13 protein-coding genes are annotated in these 15,333 nt (G+C 43.1%); 3 read left to right on the top strand and 10 right to left on the bottom strand.

Translation table 11 applies throughout. The annotated features are described in order from the left end of the window. The first annotated feature begins 17 nt into the window (after positions 1-17). Positions 18-635, top strand: a complete 618-nt coding sequence (locus N8M09_RS04040) for a TVP38/TMEM64 family protein (protein WP_000076168.1) — start codon at positions 18-20, stop codon at positions 633-635. A gap of 41 nt (positions 636-676) precedes the next feature. Here N8M09_RS04040 and scrK read toward each other — a convergent pair whose 3' ends face one another. After that, positions 677-1,564 carry a fructokinase ScrK gene (gene scrK / locus N8M09_RS04035; protein ID WP_020900750.1) on the bottom strand — a complete coding sequence of 296 codons (888 nt, stop codon included), beginning with the start codon at positions 1,562-1,564 and terminating at the stop codon, positions 677-679. Positions 1,565-1,712: 148 nt separating this feature from the next. Continuing rightward, positions 1,713-3,599: a sucrose-specific PTS transporter subunit IIBC gene (locus N8M09_RS04030; RefSeq protein WP_261063975.1), complete on the bottom strand. Its 1,887-nt coding sequence runs from the start codon at positions 3,597-3,599 to the stop codon at positions 1,713-1,715. Between the two features lie 378 nt (positions 3,600-3,977). Between N8M09_RS04030 and N8M09_RS04025 the strand changes: the two genes are divergently transcribed. Together N8M09_RS04025 and N8M09_RS04020 are read left to right on the top strand one after the other, a co-directional pair. Further along, the gene (locus N8M09_RS04025) at positions 3,978-5,432 is read left to right on the top strand and encodes a glycoside hydrolase family 32 protein (RefSeq protein ID WP_261063973.1); all 1,455 of its coding nucleotides are present in this window, start codon (positions 3,978-3,980) and stop codon (positions 5,430-5,432) included. Beyond that, positions 5,413-6,378 carry a LacI family DNA-binding transcriptional regulator gene (locus tag N8M09_RS04020; protein ID WP_261063971.1) on the top strand — a complete coding sequence of 322 codons (966 nt, stop codon included), beginning with the start codon at positions 5,413-5,415 and terminating at the stop codon, positions 6,376-6,378. The genes N8M09_RS04025 and N8M09_RS04020 overlap by 20 nt, the downstream gene beginning before the upstream one ends. 190 nt (positions 6,379-6,568) lie before the next feature. Here the strand turns inward: N8M09_RS04020 and N8M09_RS04015 are convergent, their stop codons facing one another. The 8 genes from N8M09_RS04015 to fmt form a co-directional block, all read right to left on the bottom strand. After that, a complete protein-coding gene (locus N8M09_RS04015; protein WP_261063969.1) occupies positions 6,569-7,843 on the bottom strand; it encodes a hydroxymethylglutaryl-CoA reductase, degradative in 1,275 nt (424 codons plus the stop codon). Further along, on the bottom strand, positions 7,843-9,015 hold the full coding sequence (locus N8M09_RS04010) for a hydroxymethylglutaryl-CoA synthase (protein ID WP_261063966.1): 1,173 nt from the start codon (positions 9,013-9,015) through the stop codon (positions 7,843-7,845). The genes N8M09_RS04015 and N8M09_RS04010 overlap by 1 nt, the downstream gene beginning before the upstream one ends. 125 nt (positions 9,016-9,140) lie before the next feature. After that, positions 9,141-9,578, bottom strand: coding sequence for a threonine/serine exporter family protein (locus N8M09_RS04005; RefSeq protein ID WP_261063964.1), 438 nt, complete (start codon positions 9,576-9,578; stop codon positions 9,141-9,143). A 1-nt stretch (position 9,579) separates the two neighbouring features. Then, complete coding sequence (locus N8M09_RS04000) at positions 9,580-10,338, bottom strand: threonine/serine exporter family protein (RefSeq protein WP_049524500.1); 759 nt, start codon at positions 10,336-10,338, stop codon at positions 9,580-9,582. A gap of 88 nt (positions 10,339-10,426) precedes the next feature. Next, positions 10,427-12,328 carry a Stk1 family PASTA domain-containing Ser/Thr kinase gene (gene pknB / locus N8M09_RS03995; protein ID WP_261063963.1) on the bottom strand — a complete coding sequence of 634 codons (1,902 nt, stop codon included), beginning with the start codon at positions 12,326-12,328 and terminating at the stop codon, positions 10,427-10,429. Continuing rightward, positions 12,325-13,065, bottom strand: a complete 741-nt coding sequence (locus N8M09_RS03990; protein WP_261063961.1) for a Stp1/IreP family PP2C-type Ser/Thr phosphatase — start codon at positions 13,063-13,065, stop codon at positions 12,325-12,327. The genes pknB and N8M09_RS03990 overlap by 4 nt, the downstream gene beginning before the upstream one ends. Before the next feature lie 14 nt (positions 13,066-13,079). Next, a complete protein-coding gene (gene rsmB / locus N8M09_RS03985) occupies positions 13,080-14,393 on the bottom strand; it encodes a 16S rRNA (cytosine(967)-C(5))-methyltransferase RsmB (protein WP_261063959.1) in 1,314 nt (437 codons plus the stop codon). Continuing rightward, complete coding sequence (gene fmt, locus N8M09_RS03980; RefSeq protein WP_261063958.1) at positions 14,386-15,321, bottom strand: methionyl-tRNA formyltransferase; 936 nt, start codon at positions 15,319-15,321, stop codon at positions 14,386-14,388. Before fmt ends, rsmB begins: the two co-directional genes overlap by 8 nt. Positions 15,322-15,333 lie beyond the last annotated feature (12 nt).

The raw sequence follows: 15,333 nt of genomic DNA, 5'->3' as shown, positions 1-15,333 counted from the left end.
ATCTATGAGGAGTTTACATGTCACAGGATAAACAAATGAAAGCTGTTTCTCCCCTTCTGCAACAAGTTATCAATATCTCATCGATTGTCGGTGGAGTTGGGAGTTTGATTTTCTGTATTTGGGCTTATCAGGCTGGGATTTTACAGTCTAAGGAAACCCTCTCTGCCTTTATCCAGCAGGCAGGTATCTGGGGACCACCTCTCTTTATCTTTTTACAGATTTTACAAACGGTCGTCCCTATCATTCCAGGAGCCTTGACATCGGTGGCTGGTGTCTTTATCTACGGGCACATCATCGGGACTATCTACAACTATATCGGCATTGTCATTGGCTGTGCCATTATCTTTTATCTGGTGCGCCTCTACGGAGCTGCCTTTGTCCAGTCTGTCGTCAGCAAGCGCACCTATGACAAGTATATCGGTTGGTTGGATAAGGGCAATCGCTTTGACCGTTTCTTTATCTTTATGATGATTTGGCCCATTAGTCCAGCTGACTTTCTCTGTATGCTGGCTGCCCTGACCAAGATGAGCTTCAAGCGCTATATGACCATCATCATTCTGACCAAGCCCTTTACTCTCGTGGTTTATACCTACGGTCTGACCTATATTATCGACTTTTTCTGGCAAATGCTTTGACACGTAAAAATCCGTTTGGTTTCCCAAGCGGATTTTGTGCTTTATTTTGAAACTTCTTTTGCAAGAACAAAGTTTCCAAGAGTAGCAGAACCATTTCCTGCTACTGCTGGCGTCACAATGTAATCACGCACATCAGGTACTGGTAGGTAGCCATTAAGAAGAGATGTAAATTTCTCACGGACACGGTCCAGCATGTGTTGTTGAGCCATGACCCCTCCACCAAAGACAATCACATCTGGGCGGAAAGTCACTGTCGCATTAACCGCAGCTTGAGCGATATAGTAGGCTTGGACATCCCAAACAGGGTTGTTGAGTTCAATGTTTTCCCCACGAACACCTGTACGAGCTTCCAAACTTGGACCAGCTGCATAGCCTTCCAGACATCCCTTATGGAAAGGACAAACACCCTTAAACTCTTTTTCAATATCCATTGGGTGTCTAGCCACATAGTAATGACCCATTTCAGGGTGACCCACACCGCCGATAAACTCACCACGTTGGATGACACCTGCACCGATACCTGTACCAATTGTGTAGTAAACCAAGTTTTCGATACGGCCACCAGCATTGTTACGGGCAACCACTTCACCATAGGCAGAGCTGTTTACGTCCGTTGTGAAGTACATTGGCACGTTAAGGGCACGGCGAAGGGCACCAAGCAAGTCCACATTTGCCCAGTGAGGTTTTGGAGTTGTTGTGATAAAGCCATAGGTTTTTGAATTTTTGTCAATATCAATCGGACCAAATGAACCAACTGCAAGACCAGCAAGATTATCGAATTTTGAGAAGAACTCAATGGTTTTATCGATTGTTTCGATTGGAGTTGTTGTTGGAAATTGTGTTTTTTCTACAACGTTAAAGTTTTCATCACCGACAGCACAGACAAACTTTGTACCGCCCGCTTCCAAGCTTCCATATAATTTTGTCATGATAAACCTCTTGTTTTTATTTTCTTTATTATAGCATATTTTAAAAATCTAAGTTTCTCAATTTTTTAGATTTTCCTCTGTAAATCTTACCATTCAAGCAAAAACGAACAAACATGTCATTTGTTCGTTTTCATTTAGCTAGGAAAGATTAAGCTTTCACTTCGATAAGAGCATCACCCTTCGCAACTGAACCTGTTGCGACTGGAGCTACTGAAGCGTAGTCAGCTGTATTTGTAACGATAACCATTGTTGTATCATCAAGACCAGCTGCAGCGATTTTGTTTGAGTCAAATGTTCCAAGAACATCGCCAGCTTTTACCTTGTCACCTTGGGAAACTTTTTGTTCGAAACCTTCACCGTTCATTGTTACAGTGTCGATACCAACGTGGATCAAGACTTCAGCACCGTTAGTTGTTTTCAAACCAAAGGCGTGACCTGTTGCAAAGGCGATTGAAACTTCAGCATCAGCTGGTGCATAAACCACACCTTGGCTAGGTTTCACAGCGATACCTTGTCCCATAGCTCCACTTGAGAAGACTGGGTCATTAACATCAGCAAGAGCAACAACGTCACCAACGATAGGAGTTACAAGTGTTTCATTTTGAAGAGCTGCTGGAATGTTACCAGTTGTTTCTTCTTGGACCAAACGTTCTGTCTCTACTTCAGTAGCAACTTCTTTTTCATCCTCATAACCAAACATATAAGTAAGAGCAAAACCAAGTGCAAATGATACAGCTACCATAAGAAGGTATTGGGCAAGTTGTCCGTTACCAACATAAAGCATTGTACCAGGGATGATGGTGATACCATTACCAGTACCAGCAAGACCAAGGATTGAAGCCAATCCACCACCGATTGCACCAGCAATCAATGAAAGGAAGAATGGTTTACGGAAGCGCAAGTTCACCCCGAAGATAGCAGGCTCTGTAATACCTAGGAAGGCAGAAAGAGCAGCTGGGAAAGCAAGTGTTTTCAGTTTTGGATTTTTCGTTTTAACACCAACCGCAACAGTCGCAGCACCTTGGGCTGTCATAGCCGCAGTGATGATAGCGTTGAATGGGTTAGCATGGTCAGCAGCAAGCAATTGTACTTCAAGCAAGTTGAAGATGTGGTGCACACCTGACACGACGATCAATTGGTGAACCCCACCAATCAAGAAACCACCGAGACCAAATGGCAAGCCAAGAATTGCTTTTGTACCAATAAGGATATAGTTTTCAACAACGTGGAAAACTGGTCCGATAACAAAGAGTCCAAGGATAGACATGACCAAAAGTGTCACGAATGGTGTTACCAAGAGGTCAATCACATCTGGAACAACCTTGCGGACAGCTTTTTCAAATTTAGCTCCAACAACCCCGATGATGAAGGCTGGAAGAACAGAACCTTGCAAACCAACAACAGGGATGAAACCAAAGAAGTTCATAGCTGTTACTTCACCACCTGAAGCGACTGCCCAAGCGTTTGGAAGTGAGCCAGAAACAAGCATCATACCAAGAACGATACCAACGGCAGGATTTCCACCAAATACACGGAAGGTTGACCACACAACCAAACCTGGCAAGATGATAAAGGCTGTATCTGTCAAGATTTGAGTGTAAGTTGCAAAGTCACCTGGAAGTGGCATTTCAAGAGCGTTGAAAAGACCACGCACACCCATAAAGAGACCTGTCGCTACGATAACTGGGATGATTGGAACAAAAACGTCACCGAAAGTACGGATAGCACGTTGGAACCAGTTCCCTTGTTTCGCAGCTTCTGCTTTCATGTCATCTTTAGATGATGTTGGCAAACCAAGCGCAACAACTTCATCGTACATTTTGTTTACTGTACCAGTACCAAAGATGATTTGGTATTGACCTGAGTTAAAGAAAGCACCTTGAACTTTTTCCAAGTTCTCAATCACTTCTTTATTGATTTTTCCTTCATCTTTGACCATGACACGAAGACGAGTCGCACAGTGAGCTACACTGTTGACATTTTCACGTCCGCCCAAGGCATCGATGACTTTTTTTGCAATTTCCTGATTGTTCATTTGCAAAAATCTCCTTATATAAAATTTTGTTATTGTTTGAAAGCGATTTTATTCGCCCTACGACTATTATTTTATCATGTTTTAGAAATATGTCAAGCGTTTTGCAGAAAAAATATTCTATCCACTTAGTAAGCTCGCTTTAGATTGATTGATTTTGACTGTTTTAGCAGGAATTCCTTAAAAAACAAGTTTGAAATCTTAGTTAAAAGGCTTTTGTTTCATTATCTTTCATATTTTCTTGAAAAGTTGATTAATTTCCTGCTTTAAATTTATGATAAACGTTTAACAGTTTTTTCTCTTTTTTAACATAAAAGGCTTGCATTTTTTATCGAAAACGGTTACTATTAAATGTGATAAGATTTTTGGAGGAATGAATGAATGGAATGGACTACTGAGCGTCGTTACAGACTTTATCAAGATTGGACGCAAGAAGAAATTCAAAATATAAAAGAAAATATGGCACAATCTCCATGGCATACTCATTACCATGTTGAGCCAAAAACAGGACTTCTCAACGACCCAAATGGCTTTTCTTACTTTGATGGAAAGTGGATCCTCTTTTACCAGAATTTTCCTTTTGGTGCGGCCCACGGTTTAAAATCTTGGGCACAGCTAGAAAGTGATGATTTGGTTCACTTCACAGAAACTGGAGTCAAAGTTTTGCCTGATACTCCATTAGATAGCCACGGTGCCTACTCTGGTTCTGCCATGCAGTTTGGCGATAACTTGTTCCTATTTTATACAGGAAATGTCCGCGATGAAAACTGGCTCCGTCACCCTTACCAGATTGGAGCTTTGATGGATAAGGATGGCAAGATTACCAAGATTGATAAGATCTTGATTGACCAGCCAGCAGACTCTACTGACCACTTCCGTGATCCGCAAATTTTTAACTTCAAGGGCCAATACTATGCTATCGTCGGTGGACAGGATTTAGAGAAAAAAGGCTTCATCCGTCTCTACAAGGCTGTAGACAACGACTATACAAACTGGCAAGCCGTTGGCAACCTTGACTTTGCTAACGACCACACTGCCTACATGATGGAATGTCCAAATCTGGTCTTTGTAGGAGAGCAACCTGTCCTTCTTTACTGCCCACAAGGATTGGATAAAGATGTTCTAGATTACGACAATATCTATCCAAATATGTACAAAATCGGGGCTTCCTTTGACCCTAAAAATGCCAAAATGGTAGATGTATCTCAACTCCAAAACATGGACTATGGTTTTGAAGCCTATGCAACTCAAGCCTTCAACGCTCCTGATGGACGCACTCTAGCTGTTAGCTGGCTTGGCTTGCCTGATGTTTCATATCCATCTGACCGTTTTGACCACCAAGGAACCTTCTCTTTGGTCAAGGAACTCACTATCAAAGACGGCAAACTCTACCAATACCCAGTCGCAGCTATCAAGGACCTTCGTGCTACTGAAGAACCTTTCTCAAACCGTGCCCAAACCAAGAACACTTACGAACTTGAACTCAACTTGGAAGCTAATAGCCTGAGCGAGATTGTCTTACTTGCTGATCAAGAAGGCAAGGGACTTTCCATCAACTTTGACCTTGTAAATGGTCAAGTGACAGTGGATCGTAGCCAGGCTGGTGAACAGTACGCCCAAGAATTTGGGACAACTCGTTCTTGTCCAATCGATAACCAGGCCACTACTGCTACGATTTTCATCGATAACTCTGTCTTTGAAATTTTCATCAATAAAGGAGAAAAAGTATTTTCCGGTCGTGTCTTCCCACATGCGGACCAAAATGGGATCCTCATCAAATCTGGAAACCCAACTGGAACTTACTATGAATTAGATTATGGTCGCAAAACTAACTGATGTCGCCAAACTTGCAGGTGTCAGCCCTACTACCGTTTCTCGGGTTATCAATAAAAAAGGCTATCTATCTGAAAAAACCATTCAAAAGGTAAATGAAGCCATGCGGGAATTAGGCTATAAACCCAACAATCTGGCTCGTAGTCTACAAGGAAAGTCAGCTAAGTTAATCGGTTTGATTTTCCCCAATATTTCCAACGTTTTCTATGCAGAATTGATTGATAAACTGGAACACCAACTTTTTAAGAATGGTTACAAGACCATCATCTGCAACAGTGAGCACGATTCTGAGAAGGAACGCGAATACATCGAAATGTTGGAAGCCAATCAGGTGGACGGCATCATTTCTGGTAGTCACAACTTGGGAATCGAAGACTACAATCGTGTGACCGCGCCAATTATTTCCTTTGACCGAAACCTATCGCCAGACATTCCAGTCGTTTCCTCTGACAACTACGCTGGTGGAGTTCTAGCTGCCCAAACCTTGGCCAAGACAGGTGCCCAGTCTATCATTATGATTACAGGGAATGACAATTCCAATTCGCCAACTGGACTACGCCACGCTGGTTTTGCATCTGTACTCCCAAAAGCTCCTATTATCAATGTTTCCAGTGACTTTTCTCCCGTCAGAAAAGAAATGGAAATCAAGAATATCTTGACTCGACAAAAGCCAGATGCCATTTTTGCTTCAGATGACTTAACAGCTATTCTGATCATTAAAATCGCTCAGGAACTGGGCATTTCTGTCCCTGAAGAGCTCAAGGTCATCGGCTATGATGGGACTTACTTTATCGAGAATTACTACCCTCAACTGGCTACTATTAAGCAACCCTTGGAAGAGATTGCCTGCCTCACTGTTGATCTTCTCTTGCAAAAGATTGAAGGCAAGGAAGTCGCGACAACAGGTTACTTTTTACCAGTTACCTTATTACCAGGAAAAAGTATTTAATACTCTTCGAAAATCAAATTCAAACCACGTCAGCGTCGCCTTACCGTAGATATATGTAACTGACTTCGTCAGTCTTATCTACAACCTCAAAGCAGTGCTTTGAGCAACCTGCGACTAGCTTCCTATTTTGCTCTTTGATTTTCATTGAGTATAAGCACAAGAAAACTCAGACCGAATTCGTCTGAGTTTTTTATAATCTTAAATTTTCGAGATAGCGCTGGGCTGTCTCTAGGTTAAAGGTTTTATCTGCGATAAGTTGCTCGACTAGGGGAGCTACCTCTGACTCACTGGCACCTGCTAGGAGTGCTAAAGATTTGGCCTGCAATTTCATGTGACCTTGCTGGATTCCTGTACTCACCAAGGCTTTGAGAGCTGCAAAGTTTTGGGCAAGACCGATAGACACGATAATCTGAGCAAGTTCTTTGGCACAAGGATTTCCCAGTAGTTCGTGACTGAGGGCTACACGAGGGTTGAGTCCGATAGAACCACCCTTGGTCGCTACAGGCATGGGCAGAGTCATCTCACCAACCAATTCTTCTCTTTCCGTGTTCAGCGTCCATTGACTAAGACCTTGATAGCGTCCATCTCGACTGGCAAAAGCATGAGATCCCGCCTCAATGGCACGCCAGTCATTTCCAGTAGCAATCAAAATAGCATCAATACCGTTAAAAATCCCTTTATTGTGGGTAGCTGCTCGATAAGGATCAGCCTGCGCAAACTGGCTAGCCAAAGCTATTTTCTCCGCAATCTCTCGCCCTTGATCCTTTTGACGGCTCAAATAGCGAAAGGCGATGCGACAGTTTGCTGTCACTAGAGAATCGGTCGCGTAGTTGGATAGGATTCCCATGAGACTCTGTCCCTGGCTGAGTTCTTCTAAGACTGGTTTCAAGGCTTCCAGCATGGTGTTGAGCATATTGGCTCCCATGGCTTCTTGGGTATCGACATGAAGATAAACGACTAGAAAGTCTGTTTCGTTTTTGAGCTGTTCTACATGTAAATCACGCGCCCCACCTCCACGTTTAACGATAGAAGGATAGGCTTGATTGGCAAGCTCCAAGAGCTCCGCTTTCTTGCTGGAAATCTTCTCTAGCGCTTGTTCAGGATCATCAACTTGATAAAGGGCTACCTGCCCAATCATCTGGCGCTCATGAACCTGAGCAGTAAAGCCACCTGTTCGCTTGATGATTTTACTGGCATAGCTAGCCGCAGCAACCACGGACGGTTCTTCTGTCACATAGGGAACTGTGTATTCCTGACCGTTAACGAGAACCTCTGGAACCAGCGAATAAGGCAGAGAAAAAGTTCCCACTACATTCTCACTCAGCTGGTCTGCCACAGTCACACTCATCTGTTCATCCTGCTCCAAACTCTCTTGTCTCTCAGGACTAAGGAGCGCCTGAGCTTTTAACAGCTCGAGGCGCTCTTGGTATGATTTTTTAGAAAATCCATTCCAACTTATCTTCATTATTTTTCAACCTTGCTATAACGGCGTTGGTGGTCAACAATTTCAACCAAGGCAAAATCTTGATTTTCATAGCCAGCAAACTGGGCAGAATTTGTTTCATCCAAGTCTACTTCTTCAAAGAAGACTTTTTCATAGTCAGCAACAGACAGGGCAGTTCGTTGGTTGAGCTTATTCAAGCGGCCTTTATCCAGATAAGCTTCATATCCTTCAACCAATTCACCACTGAAGAACTCAGCCACAGCACCACTTCCGTAACTATAAAGGGCAATTTTATCCCCAGCCTTCAAGCTATCTGTATTTTCCAAGAGAGACAAAAGTCCAAGGAAAAGCGAACCTGTATAGATATTCCCCACCTTTTGACTGTAGAGAATAGACTGGTCAAAATGGTTTTGCAAGAGGTCTTTTTTCTCTTGAGGCAGGCTCTTATCCATGATTTTTTTCAAGCCTTTTAGCGCTAATTTAGGGTAAGGCAAGTGGAAACAAACAGCCGCAAAATCATCTAAAGTAAGCTGGTAGCGTTTTTGGTATTCAAGCCAAGTCGTTTTCAAACTATCTAGATATTGTTGGGTAGAATAGACACCATTTACATAAGGAGTTGTTGAGTAATTTGGACGCCAGAAATCCATGATATCACGGGTCTGAGCCACATTGTCATTATTAAAGGCCATAATGCGTGGATTTTGTGTAATCAACATGGCCACACTTCCAGCACCCTGAGTGGGTTCTCCTGGAGTTTCAATACCGTATTTGGCAATATCACTGGCAATGACCAAGACCTTGGACTCTGGAGAATTTTCCACATGCAATTTGGCATAATGAAGGGCCGCTGTCGCTCCATAGCAGGCTTCTTTAATCTCGAAACTACGAGCAAAGGGCTGGATGCCCAGCAAGCCATGCACAAAGACGGCTGCAGCCTTACTCTGGTCAATTCCTGACTCAGTCGCCACAATGACCATATCGATTTCTTGTCTTTCTTGCTCAGTTAAAATAGAGTCACTAGCACTGGCCGCCAAAGTTACGATATCCTCAGTTAGGGGCGCAATACTCAATTCCTTGAGTAAGAGTCCTTTACTTAATTTTTCAGGGTCAATTCCCCTCGCTTCTGCTAAGTCTTGTAATTTCAAGACATATTGACTGGTCGCAAAACCAATCTTATCAATACCGATTGTCATATTTACCTCTGTTTTATCATTCATTGTAAAAAATCGTTCTATACTATTTTATCACAAATGGCAGTAAAAGAGAGAAAAAAGACTTGATTCACCAAATCAAGTCGCTTATTATTCTAACCATTATGCTATTTTCGTAAGTGAGAATACAGTCTGAGAACCACTGTTCCGCTAGCCATTCCAATAGAAATTACCAAAGCCAACATAACAACCAAGGTTGCACTAGCAATGGCATGACTGTAATCTCCTGTCACAAAAAAGGCAGTTGTCCGATAGGAGAGATAACCCGGAACCAGAGGTGCCAAGATGGCTAAGATAAATACCACAGCAGGTGTCTTATAAAGAATACTTAAAATCTGGCTGACACAAGAACCGATAATGGCTGCAATAAAGGTAGCCACAATAACATTGGTCGGTTCCTTGAGCAAGAGATAAATCAGCCAGACAGCCATGCCCAAAATCCCTCCAGGTAAGAGCATAGAGCGTTGCACATTGAGTACGATTAGAAAGGTAATAATAGCAAGAAGACTTGCTACTGCTTGTAATAAAAAGGTTGTTAGTGTCATATTAATTCATCAATACCAAGGCAACAGAAGTTCCTGCCCCTAAAGCAAGGGTAATGAGTAGGGATTCAAACATCTTGCTCATACCAGAGTTTATGTGGTTAGTCATAATATCACGGACCGCATTGGTCAAGGCAATTCCTGGTACAAAAGGCATGACCGCACCAGCTATAATCAAATCTGCCGTTGAAGGAAAACCTGTGTAGCGAGCCCAAAACTGGGCAATCATACCAAAGACAAAGGCTCCAGCAAAGGCTGTCACAAAAGGAATTCGGATAAACTTCTCCACATAAAGGGAAAAGGCAAAACCAAATAAGGTAGCCACTCCTGCCCCAAGTGCGTCGTAGATATTTCCACTAAACATAACTGAAAAGAAAGGAGCACTAAAGGTCGCAGCCAGAGTTACCTGCAACTTAGTATAGGGAAGAGGTTGGGCTTGCAAAGCAGTCAATTGCTTGAAGGCTGTCTCTAAATCAATCCGCCCCCCCACCAACTGACGAGAAATCTGGTTCACATCGCAGACTTTTTCGATGTTATAAGAAGATGAGGTCACGCGCTTCATACGCGAAATATTGGTATTTTCAATGGAGAAAAAGATGGCAGCAGGCATGGCAAGAACATTACAATCCACAATCCCCTGCGAATGCGCAATACGAATCATGGTATCTTCTACGCGATGAATCTCTGAACCACTTTTGAGGAGAATAGTCCCAGCTAACATAATCACATCGATGACGGCATTTAATTCTTTTGACTCTTCCATGCTTTCCTCCTTTTATCAACTTCCTCTATTCTATCACAAATCTGGACTCAAAAAAAATCTTTGCCATGAAATCATGACAAAGATTCGTTTAATCACGAGAATTTTCGTGGTTGCCTTCACTACTTGATTGAGTAGGAGCAGGTGCATTCCCTCGTTGATTTCCTTGTTGGTTCCCCTGACTTGGTGTCGTAGTAGAACCTTGGTTTCCACGTTGGGATGGTGCTGATGATGACGTTGACGGTGGTGTTTTTGGTTTGTAGATTGAAATCTTGACACGCGTCTTAGTCAAATCAACCTTTTCGCCTGCTTTTGGACTCTGTTCAACGACTGTACCCTCAGCAGTTCCATCAGGAGCTGTCGACACTTCTACAACTTCAATATTGGCTTCCTTAATCCCAACAATTTGAACAAGATTATTTTTAGTAAATTCAAGACTAGATCCTTTATAACTTGGCATAGAAACGCTGGTTACTTTCTTAGCAACGGTTAAGGTAATCGTTGAGACCTTGCTCAAATCATAGGTTGTTCCGGCAGCTGGACTCTGTCTGAGAACAGTTCCTGCTTCGCTCTCACTTGATTCCTCTTCCTCAATTTTAATGAGATTTTCAGGAACCTTCTTCTGCTTGAGTTCTGCGATAACATCTGTCGATTTACGGCCGATATAGTTACTCAATTGGAAAGATTGCTTGCCTGACGAGACAACCAAATTGATTTTCGAACCTTCTTTTCGAGTCGTTCCAGCGTCAGGATCTGTACGGATAATCCGCCCTTCTTCCACCTTTTCACTAGCCTCTGTTTTCTCTTCACCAATCTCAAAATTGGCTTTCTTGAGCGTTTCCTTGGCCTCCGCAACTGTCTGACCTGCCACATCTGGAATGGCAATAGTTGCAGGAGTTCTGGATAATATCCAAATCAGAGAGGCTGCAACCAATACAATGCTGGCCAACAAAATCATATAACGAACTCTAAATTTCCGTTTCTTAACAGGTTTGCTTGCATAATTGTCTTCTGAAACCTGCTGACTAGGCTTCGCAGTCTGTGGCTTCGGACTTTGTGTTTGCACCTTAGGAATCGAAGTCAAGGTACTCTGGGATACCTTTGGTAGTGTCTTGGTGTCTGCCTTAGTAGTATCATTAAATACCAGTTTAGGCTCATTACGACGATTGTAAGACAAGCTACTAGACAAGTCCACATACATCTCTGCAACTGACTGATAACGATCTGTCAATTTCTTGGCAGTTGCCTTGATAACAACATTCTCCAAAGCCTGAGGCACAGATGGATTTTCATCAATAACTGACGGCAGTGGTTTCTGGAAATGCTGAAGGGCGATGGTCACCGCACTATCCCCGTCATAAGGGATATGGCCTGTCAGCATCTCATAGAAAATAATCCCCATGGCATAGATATCACTCTGCACAGTCGCCTTCGAACCACGCGCCTGCTCTGGTGACAAGTAATGAACCGAACCCAGCATAGAGTTAGTCTGGGTCAAACTCGTCTCTGCAAAGGCTACCGCAATCCCAAAGTCTGTGACCTTGGCAGTCCCATCTGGTGTCAAAAGGATATTTTGAGGTTTCAAGTCCCTATGGACAATTCCTCTAGTATGGGCCAAACGCATAGCCAAGAGAATTTGTCCCATAATACGGACTGCTTCTTCATTAGAAAGAGGATAGTGTTCCTTGATATAGCGTTTGAGGTCTAGTCCAGCAACATACTCCATTGCAAGATACTGTTGACCGTCTTCCTCACCAATATCTGTTATCCGAACGATATGAGGATGGTCTAGATCTGCCATAGCTCTCGCTTCACGCTGAAAACGAGCTACAGCTATCGGGTCCGTCTGGTAGTTGGTCCTCAGGACCTTCACTGCCACTTCTTCTCCGTCTAGAATTAAATCCTTGGCCAAATAGACATCTGCCATGCCTCCTCGGCCAATCTGTTTCACAATCCGATAGCGTCCGGCAAAAATCTTGCCGATTTGGATCATTCTACATCCTCCTCGTTCATAGAAACAAGGGCAACCGTAATGTTGTCTAAACCTCCTGCATTGTTAGCAAAACGCACAAGCGTCGCTGTTTTATCTGCCAAAGGAATATCACTGGTTACAATATCACAAATCTCACTGCCTGAAATCATGTTGGTCAAACCATCACTATTGAGCAAGAGATAGTCTCCTGGCTCAAGGGTAATCATTCCAAAATCAGGTTGAACTTCATCTTTTTGACCGATAGATTGAGTAATAATATTTTTCTGTGGATGGCTAGCAGCTTCTTCTGGTGTCAATTGACCTGCCTTAAGCAATTCATTGACCAAGGAATGATCGCTCGTTAACTGGTGGTATTCTTCCCCACGAATCAAACCGATACGAGAATCTCCAATATGAGCATAGATAGCCTGATTGCCAATAATAGCAACAGCTTCTAGAGTTGTTCCCATTCCTTTATAGGCATCATCTTGTCCAAGTTGATGAATCTTTTGATTTTCAATTTCTAGGTAATTGGCGAACCATTCACGCACTTCATTGACTGTATCGATTTGGGTATCAACCCAAGCTATACCTAGGTCTGTTACCGCCATTTCACTAGCGATATTCCCTGCGCGATGACCTCCCATCCCATCAGCTAAAATAATCATGGTACGCCCAGCTCTATTGACATAGTGGTTGACATAGTCTTGGTTATTTGTTCGTTTCTGACCAACATCTGTTAATAATGAAATTTCCATGTGTCAGTTCCTTCCTAATCCGATATCTTGCGAAATTGACTGATGAAGAATCCATCACTTCCATACAATTCAGGTGTAATGAGGATACAGCCGTCTTTCATGATATCCTTACATTCATGTTCTAGTTTTACCTGCTCGAACTCAGGATGACTTTCTAAAAACGCCTTAACGACTTGAAAATTCTCCTCTGAGACAATAGTACAGGTACTATAAGTTATTATACCACCTTTGCGTAGTGTTTGACAAACACTACCTAATATTTCTAGCTGAATTTCCTGTAAGGACGCGAAATCTGCCGTTTCTTTATTGTATTTGATATCTGGTTTTCGGCGCAGAAGACCAATTCCTGAACAGGGAGCATCCACCAAAATCTTATCAAAAGAATCCTGACCAAAAAACTCATGCACCTTTCTGGCATCCAATTTTTGCCTTTGAACCCGATCTGCAACTCCCAGACGTTGAGCATTTTCTTGGATCAAGTCCAACTTATGGTCATACAAATCTAGAGCAGTAACCTGACCTGTCGTGAGATAAGAAGCTATATGGGCTGTTTTCCCACCCGGAGCCGCACAAGCATCTAGAACCTGCTCATCACCTTGTAAATCAAGAGTTGGCGCAACCAATTGACTGGACTCGTCTTGGATGGTTATAGCCCCTTCTGCGAACAAATCAAGGCCTGCAAAGTGGCCCTGTTCCTTAACAAGACCAGAAGGAGACAAGGATGAATCACTAGCTTCCAACAAGGTTTGGATTTCCTCTTTTCGTCCTAGGTCTGTTACACGAATGCTAGCCTTGTTTCGCACCAAGAGACTTTCAAAAATAGCTTGCGCTCGCTCTTCTCCGTATTCTTCCTTGAGCTTGGAAACTAGCCAAACTGGGAGAGAATAGGCAATGGAATCACGCTTGTTTTTTCGTTTGATGCTGGTGATATCTGGCCAGCCTTCACGCAAGATACGGCGAAGGACAGCGTTGACCAATTTTTCACTGCCTTTTTTACGGAATTTAGCCAATTCCACCGCTTCATTAACCACAGCATGGTCTGGAATTTTGTCCAAATAGCGGAGTTGGTAGGCACTCATGAGAAGAAGGACATAGAGCCAGTTATCTAACTTATCTCTGTCTTCGATAAAGTGTGATAGGTACCATTCCAGAGTCAGTTTACGGGCTACCGTTCCATAGACCAGCTCGGTCACCAAGCCCTTGTCTGCTGCCGAAAGTTGACTTCCCTTGAGATGCTTATTTAAGGCGATATTTGAGTATGCTTGATTGATAAAAACATCCTCTAATACTGCTAGGGCTAGACTTCTAGCCGTTTCTACTTTAGTCACCAAATCGTTCTCCTACAGTCAATGTCCGTCCAACTCCGTTGAGGAAGGAAGCAATGTCCATCTTAGGTTTACCAGCTGGCTGCACTTGCTTGAGGGATAGAGCCCCTTCTGCCGTTGCGACAATCAATTCTTTCTTGCCGATAGAGAGAATCTCTCCTGGATTTCCCTGACCTTCTACTGCTAGAGCTTCATAAATCTTAAAGCGGTCGCCCTTAAGGAAAGTATGGGCAACAGGCCAGGGGTTCATCCCACGGATTTGGTTAAAGAGTTGACGATTGCTTTTGTTCCAGTCCAATTTTTCTTCCTCTGGCTTGATATTTGGCGAGAAAGTAACCTGACTTGGATCCTGTGGTTCAGGTTTGATGTCACCAGCAATGTAGGCAGGCAAAGTGTCCAAAAGCAAATCGCGACCAACAAGAGCTAATTTCTCAAACAAGGTACCGACATTGTCCTCATCCGTAATCGGAATACTACGACGAGAAATCATATCCCCTGCATCCATTTCCTTAACCATCTCCATAATGGTCACACCAGCTTCCTCATCCCCTTGAATCAAGGCATAATGGATAGGTGCACCACCACGGTGCTTAGGAAGAAGGGAGGCATGAACGTTGACCGCAAAGTCCATGCTATCAAGGAGTTTACTTGGGAGAAACTGCCCAAAAGCAGCAGTCACAATTCCATCTGCTCCTAAATTCATTATAGCTTCCATCTCTGGACTTCCAGATAATTTTTCAGGTTGGTAGATAGGAAGTCCTGCCTCTTTGGCAGCTTGTTTAACTGGGGTTTCTTGGATCACTTTTTTACGTCCGACAGCACGGTCTGGCTGGGTCACAACGGCTAGAATTTCGTAACGGTCATCTGTCAAAAGTCCTTTTAAGACTGTTGCTGAAAAGTCGGGTGTCCCCATAAAGATTAGTTTTGTCATATCTTCTCCTTC

Source organism: Streptococcus mitis, from assembly GCF_946190375.1.
In the GTDB taxonomy this organism is placed as follows: Bacteria; Bacillota; Bacilli; order Lactobacillales; family Streptococcaceae; genus Streptococcus; species Streptococcus mitis_CJ.
The sequence above is the reverse complement of the archived record's forward strand: the minus strand, read 5'-3'. Positions and strand labels throughout refer to the sequence as shown.